At 53.2% G+C, this 6,478-nt stretch carries 6 protein-coding genes; 4 read left to right on the top strand and 2 right to left on the bottom strand.

Features of this window, described 5'->3' with window-relative positions; genetic code table 11:
* Window positions 1–80: 80 nt before the first annotated feature.
* The 4 genes from DZC51_RS08140 (at window position 81) to DZC51_RS08125 (ending at window position 3,561) form a co-directional block, all read left to right on the top strand.
* Window positions 81–1,408, top strand: a protein-coding gene (locus DZC51_RS08140) for an IS3 family transposase (protein ID WP_370513675.1) whose coding sequence is annotated in 2 segments (ribosomal slippage) — window positions 81–468 and window positions 468–1,408 — 1,329 coding nt in all. Because the reading frame shifts where the segments join, the coding sequence is not laid out codon by codon here.
* Window positions 1,409–1,451: 43 nt separating this feature from the next.
* Window positions 1,452–2,120 carry a YwqG family protein gene (locus tag DZC51_RS08135; protein ID WP_157294886.1) on the top strand — a complete coding sequence of 223 codons (669 nt, stop codon included), beginning with the start codon at window positions 1,452–1,454 and terminating at the stop codon, window positions 2,118–2,120.
* A 119-nt stretch (window positions 2,121–2,239) separates the two neighbouring features.
* Window positions 2,240–2,785 carry a GNAT family N-acetyltransferase gene (locus DZC51_RS08130; protein ID WP_157294885.1) on the top strand — a complete coding sequence of 182 codons (546 nt, stop codon included), beginning with the start codon at window positions 2,240–2,242 and terminating at the stop codon, window positions 2,783–2,785.
* 125 nt (window positions 2,786–2,910) lie between these two features.
* Window positions 2,911–3,561, top strand: coding sequence for a glycerol-3-phosphate acyltransferase (locus DZC51_RS08125; RefSeq protein ID WP_157294884.1), 651 nt, complete (start codon window positions 2,911–2,913; stop codon window positions 3,559–3,561).
* Between the two features lie 307 nt (window positions 3,562–3,868).
* Here the strand turns inward: DZC51_RS08125 and ald are convergent, their stop codons facing one another.
* Window positions 3,869–5,002 (bottom strand): alanine dehydrogenase, encoded by a 1,134-nt coding sequence (gene ald / locus DZC51_RS08120; RefSeq protein WP_157294883.1) that lies wholly within the window; start codon window positions 5,000–5,002, stop codon window positions 3,869–3,871.
* A gap of 67 nt (window positions 5,003–5,069) precedes the next feature.
* Complete coding sequence (locus tag DZC51_RS08115; protein ID WP_157294882.1) at window positions 5,070–6,428, bottom strand: aspartate aminotransferase family protein; 1,359 nt, start codon at window positions 6,426–6,428, stop codon at window positions 5,070–5,072.
* Between the last annotated feature and the right edge of the window lie 50 nt (window positions 6,429–6,478).

Raw genomic sequence — 6,478 nt, 5'->3', positions numbered from 1 at the left:
AAAAAAGTCCCGGTTCGGGGTTTTTGCGTGGTCAAAAACTCCGCTATACTGAACACAAAGTTGAACGGAGGAGATTTTCAATGAGCCGCCAACCTATCAATGAATCCATTCGCCGACTTCTCGAGGACAATCCCAATGTCCTTCATGTAACGGATAAGACCATACAATACTCGCCTGAATTTAAATTGAACGCCGTGAAGGCCTATCAGGAAGGCAAGACGCCATACGAAATCTTCCTGGAGGCAGGGTTGGATCCCAAGCAGATTGGGACGGATATACCTAAACAATCGCTAAAGCGATGGAGGAAATCGTATGACGCCCTTGGCGAGGAAGGACTGTTGTCTGAGCGTCGGGGCCGCGGAAGCACTGGCCGGCCGGTAACACGAGATCTGTCTGCGGAAGAACAACTGAAAAAGGCACAGGCTAAGATCAAGTATCTAGAGGCTGAACTGGAATTGTTAAAAAAGTTAGAGGCAGCCGAGAGGAGGCTGAGGAAGTAAGGCTTACACCGGGAGAGAAATATGCATTGATTGAAGAAGTGATCCGGACGTTTGGGCTCAAGAGAGCCGTCGCCTATCTATGCAGGGTCGCGGGAGTCCGCCGTCAGGGTTACTATGAATGGCTGATCCGCCGTGATTCACGCGACCTCCGTGCGGAGGCGGATTATGAGGATGCCCTTCTACTGATCGAGATCCAGGAACGGAAGAAAGGGAAAGCAGGATACCGCACCCTACATATGATTTTGAGGAATGAATATGGCGTAGTCATGAACCACAAGAAAATCCTTCGCCTCACTGGCCTCTTCGGCCTTCATGCCAGAATCCGGAGAGCCCATCCCTACAGGAAGATGGCGAAGGCGACGCAGGAACACCGTACGGTGTCTAATCACCTGAATCGTGAGTTCCAACAGGATGAGCCGGGCAAGGTCCTCCTGACTGATATTACCTATCTGTATCACGGCAAAGGCCAGCCAGCCTACCTTTCCACGATAAAGGATGCGGCGACCAAGGAAATCCTCGTCCATGAACTGACGACCAGCCTTTCCATGCCAATCGTCTACCGGACGCTGGACAAGCTTGAAGGAGCTCTTGGAGAGAATCTTCATCCGGAAATCGTCCTTCATTCAGACCAAGGGTTCCACTACACCCATCCCGAGTATCAGAAACGCATCAAGGACCTGAACATCAAACAATCAATGTCCCGAAAGGGAAATTGTTGGGACAATGCGCCGATGGAATCCTTCTTCGGTCATATGAAAGATGAAATTGACTACAGGCAATGCCAAACCTTCGATGAGCTCAAACTACTGGTGGATGAGTATGTTTACGAGTACAACAACCACCGATATCAATGGAATCTAAAAAAGATGACTCCGGCACAATACCGGAGTCATCTCATCGCCGCATAAGCAGGGTCTTTTATTAAGCTGTCCGCTTTATAGGGTTCGGTTCATGGCGCCCGGTGCCTCAAAGTTCGGCGGTGCGCCTGACCTGCCGACGGATGCGGAGCTGCCCTCCAAAGACGGCAGGCCGCTCACTCTGATTGCGCAACTTAACCTGTCGGATGCCGCACTTGCCGGCAATGCCCGCCCCCTCCCCGCTTCCGGGATCCTGTCATTCTTCTATGACACGCAAGAGCAGCCGTGGGGCGGAGAGGAAGACGACCGCACCGGCTGGAAGGTGCTTTACTTTGAAAACCCGGCAGGGCTTGAACGGCGGGAAGTGCCGGAAGAAGGCATGCTGCCGGAGTTTGCCGCTTCGTTCAGCCCGCAGGATACATTGGACGCTGACGCCATCATCAGGATGGATTTCGATGATGACACCGGAGAGGCGATTTTCGAACTGCTGGAGGAAGGGGCTCCCCACCATCAGGTGCTTGGCCATCCGTTTGCCGTCCAGAATCCCGTGTTCCCGGAAATCGCCCACTACTGCGATGGGATAGAATACTGGGATGCGGCAGAGAGAGCGGCCGAGGACTATGTTCTTCTTTTCCAGATGGACAGTGATGAAGATCTAGATGCCGTCTGGGGTGACCTTGGCATGCTGTATTTCTGCATACGAGAAAAAGACCTTGCCAAGAAACGCTTTGACAGGACGCAGATGATCATGCAATGCGGGTGACGGTTGAGCCCGCCTTACTAAACGGGCTACGGGGGCATCCAGTCCCTGACAGCCCGAAAGCATGCGCCATGCCGCCAGCTCTGTGAGGATGTGAACTTTTATATGCAGGAGGAGTAATCTTGAATTTAAAAAGCGAAAGAATTTATCTGCGCCCTCTAGAGGAATCAGATGCAAAATTATTTTTAACCACTGTAAATGATGAAGAAATCCGATACATGACTGGAACAAAAGGTTCGTTCACTTTGGAACAAATCCAACAACATATCAGAATTTCAAATGAGGATTCAACACGCTATGATTTTGCTATTTGTCTAAATGAAAATGGACAGATGATTGGAGAACTGTCGATTTCTGATATAGACGAAAATAACAGCAAAGCTGGTTTTAGAATTTCAATGAATACCATTGAATTGACAGGTAAGGGTTTTGGTACAGAAGCCATTCAACTGGTCTTGAAATTTGTTTTTGAAGAATTAAAATTGAATCGATTGCAATTAGAAGTATTCAGCCATAATAAGCGCGGCATTAGAGCTTATGAAAAATCAGGCTTCAAGCAAGAAGGGATTTTACGAGATTCTTTATACTATAATGGGGAATTTTCGGATGAAATCATCATGTCAATATTACATAAAGAATATATAAATAAAACTGCACAGAACGCTTAGATTCGAAGTGACGGAAAAGCCGGTCATGGAAATCAGTTTTTTGGTTGAAGAGAACCGAAGAAAACCCCTTATATTAGGCTGAATCACCCTTAATATAAACAACTAATTGATTGGAGGCTGAAGACATGCCCGAACCACTGGGCTGGTTATGGATCGCCGTTGCGGTGATTGCCGGCTACCTGATTGGCAACATCCACGGTTCCACCGTCGCCGGATGGTTGTCTGGTGTAAACCTGAAAGAAACTGGCGTTAAAAATGCCGGCGCATCAAATGCGGCCATCGTCCTTGGCAAGAAATATGGGGCACTTGTCGCCGCCATTGATATCGGAAAAGGGGTTGCAGCAGTGCTCCTCGCCAGGTGGATATCTTCGGCAATCGGGCTTGGTCCGGAAGCGGGTGCCCTGCTGGTCTTTGCGATGGCGGCCGCGACGATCCTCGGGCATAATTTCCCGTTCCATATGAGCTTTAATGGGGGCAAGGGGACCGCAACGGTCATCGGTGTGCTCCTCGGCTTTGACTGGAAAATCGGAGTCGTGGGACTCGCTCTTCTCATCATTGTTTCTCTCGCAACCGACTTTCTCGTGTTTGGCGTCCTCATGCTGTATGTCACTTTCATTGTGACCGCCGTCGTTTTTGCACCGGGCGCCGGTCCGGACCTGATCGCTGCCGGGCTGTTCGCAATGGCGATATGGAAGCATATCGAGAACTTCCGCAGGATGCGGGCCGGCGAGGAAAAACGGGTGTCGTCCGTGTTTGGGAAGAAAAAGACGGCCTGAGTAAAGTCCGCTTCATCGTAACAACCTGCTTCCCACGGTTTCGTCATTCGTGGGCTTAGTTTCGTCATTCGCCGGTTCAATTTCATCATTCGTCCGCTTTCAGGACCCGAATGACGAAATTATCAGGGTGAATGACGAAATTGGTTGGATGAATGACGAGACCGGACGGATGAATGACGAAATCAACACCTGCGGCTATGGTCGGTCACAGCCGCCCATGAGGAATATTCCGGTTCACCACCGCTAATATTAGCGCTCATAGTAAAAGGGGGACTTGTCCAGGACAGGTCCCCCTCTTCATGTTCAATTAGTTATGCTGTGCAACCGGCTCGACCAGGTCGAGAAGATCGGCGTGCGTGTAGCCAAGATCTTCAGCTACTGTCTTGTAAGTCACACGGCCGGCATAAGTGTTGAAGCCTTTGCGGAGCGGCTCGTTGTCGAGTGCTGCCTGCTTCCATCCTTTGTTTGCGATCTGCAGCGCGTATGGCACAGTTACGTTTGTGAGCGCCATTGTGGATGTGCGCGGCACCGCGCCCGGCATGTTGGCAACTGCGTAGTGGACGACGCCATGCTTTTCATAGGTCGGATCGTCATGCGTGGTGATGCGGTCCGATGTTTCGAAGATGCCGCCCTGGTCGATCGCGATGTCGACGAGCACGGAGCCCGGCTGCATGGACTTGACCATCTCTTCTGTTACGAGCTTCGGCGCTTTGGCACCCGGAATCAGTACAGCCCCGACGACGAGGTCCGCGTCCTTCACCGCTTCCGCGATGTTGAACGGGTTCGACATCAGTGTCTGGATATCGTTGCCGAACTGGTCATCCAGCTGACGAAGACGCTCAGGGCTCAGGTCGATGACCGTGACCTTGGCACCCATGCCGACTGCAACTCGTGCAGCGTTGGCTCCGGCCATGCCGCCGCCGATGACGGTGACTTTGCCGCGCTGGACGCCCGGCACGCCGGACAGGAGGATCCCTTTGCCGCCGTGGATGCGCTCGAGGAACTGTGCGCCGATCTGTGTTGCCATGCGGCCTGCGACTTCGCTCATAGGCGAGAGGAGCGGCAGCGAGCGGTTCGGCAGCTGGACCGTTTCATAGGCAATGGCGGTGACGTTCTTCTCGAGAAGTGCTGCTGCAAGTTCAGGTTCTGCAGCCAGGTGAAGATACGTGAACAAAATCAGGTCTTCACGGAAGTAGCCATACTCTTCCGGCAACGGTTCCTTGACCTTCATGACCATTTCGGCAGCCCATGCATCCGCAGCCGTCTCTACGATCACCGCACCTTCGTTGGCGTACTCCTCATCTGTGAAGCCTGAGCCGAGGCCGGCCCCTTTTTCAATGATCACTTCATGGCCGGCAGTGGCCAGTGTAGCTACTCCTGCAGGCGTCATGGCGACGCGGTTTTCGTTGTTTTTAATCTCTTTAGGTACACCGATTTTCATGTCCATTTCCCTCCATCATAAAGGGAGGCAGGCGCCTCCCGGATACTAATTCCCCAACTTACTAATTTCAACGGTTCTCTTCAAAAACCTTCTTGATTACAGAAATAATAAAATCAACATCCTGGTCCGTGCAGGCAAGCGGCGGGGACAGCGTCAGGATATTGTTGTGTCCAGCAACCGTGTCTCCGTTTTTGCCGACGATCAGGCCGTTCGCCTTGCAGTCGGCGATGATCTTGCCGATCCGCGCTGCACTTGCCGGTTCGCGGGTCTGTTTGTCTTCGACCAGCTCGACGCCGAGAAGGAAGCCGATTCCGCGGATCTCGCCGACATACGGGTGCTCCTCAAGCTCCGCCAATTCCGCACGGAGACGCTCGCCGTGTCGGTCCGCCCGCTCGACAAGGCCTTCCCGCTCGATGATTTCGAGGTTCTTCAGAGCCACCGCGCATGCTGCCGGGTTGCCGCCGAATGTGTTCACATGGCGGAAATGGCTGTTGTCCGCGCTGTCCTTGAATGTTTCATAGATGTCCTTGCGCACCGCAGTGACCGACAGCGGCAGATAGGCACTCGTGAGCCCTTTCGCCATGGTCACGATGTCCGGCTTCACGCCGAAGTTCTGGTGGCCGAATTTCTTGCCCGTGCGGCCGAATCCGCAGATGACTTCGTCGATGATGAGCAGGACGCCGTGCTTATTGCAGATTTCCTGTACCTTCTCCAGGTAGACCGGATGCGGGATGAGGATGCCCCCGCCCGTGATGAGCGGCTCCATGATGACTCCGGCAACCGTCTCTTCCTGCTCCCAGATGATCTTCTGCTCCAGTTCCTCAGCGCGCATGATGTTGTAGTCCTCAACGCTCATGCCTTCCGGACGGCGGTAGTTGTCCGGTGGTGCCACATGAAGGAAGCCCGGTGCGAGCGGCTCATACTTGTACTTGCGGAGCGACTGCCCGGTCGCCGCAAGCGCGCCCATCGAGCTGCCGTGGTAGGCACGGTAGCGGCTGATGAACTTGTAGCGTGAAGCATTCCCCTTTTGCTGGTGGTACTGGCGGGCGATCTTGAATGCGACTTCATTCGCGTCGGATCCGCTGTTGGAATAGAAGATCATGTAGTCATCCTCGAGCCATTCGTTCAGCTTCGCCGCGAGCTCGATCGCCGGCTCGTGGCTCTGCGTCATCGGCACATAGCACAGTTCCTTCATCTGGTCATAGGCTGCTTTCGCTAGCTCCTCACGGCCGTAGCCGACATTCACGCACCAAAGTCCGGACATGCCGTCCAGGTAGCGGTTCCCCTCATGGTCGGTCACCCAGGCGCCTTCCCCTTTTGCCCAAATCATCGGCGGGTTCTTTTCTACATATGGAGAGATATGGTGCCAGACGTTCTGCCGGTCCTTTTCGACGAGCGTTTGGGTATCCGTCTTTACAACGGTCATCGTACTATCCCCTCTCGGATGAATTCGTTTAAAAGTCAGCCGCCTCGAGG

Source organism: Bhargavaea sp. CC-171006 (assembly GCF_009761675.1).
In the GTDB taxonomy this organism is placed as follows: domain Bacteria; phylum Bacillota; class Bacilli; order Bacillales_A; family Planococcaceae; genus Bhargavaea; species Bhargavaea changchunensis.
Note: the sequence above shows the minus strand (reverse complement) of the source record. Positions and strands in the feature narration are given on the sequence as shown.

What these genes read in the sequence shown, in the direction of transcription:
- DZC51_RS08135 (WP_157294886.1), top strand. Translation starts at nt 1,452, where the DNA reads ATGGCGCCCGGTGCCTCAAAGTTCGGCGGTGCGCCTGACCTGCCGACG.
- DZC51_RS08125 (WP_157294884.1), top strand. Translation starts at nt 2,911, where the DNA reads ATGCCCGAACCACTGGGCTGGTTATGGATCGCCGTTGCGGTGATTGCC.
- ald (WP_157294883.1), bottom strand. Translation starts at nt 5,002, where the DNA reads ATGAAAATCGGTGTACCTAAAGAGATTAAAAACAACGAAAACCGCGTC.
- DZC51_RS08115 (WP_157294882.1), bottom strand. Translation starts at nt 6,428, where the DNA reads ATGACCGTTGTAAAGACGGATACCCAAACGCTCGTCGAAAAGGACCGG.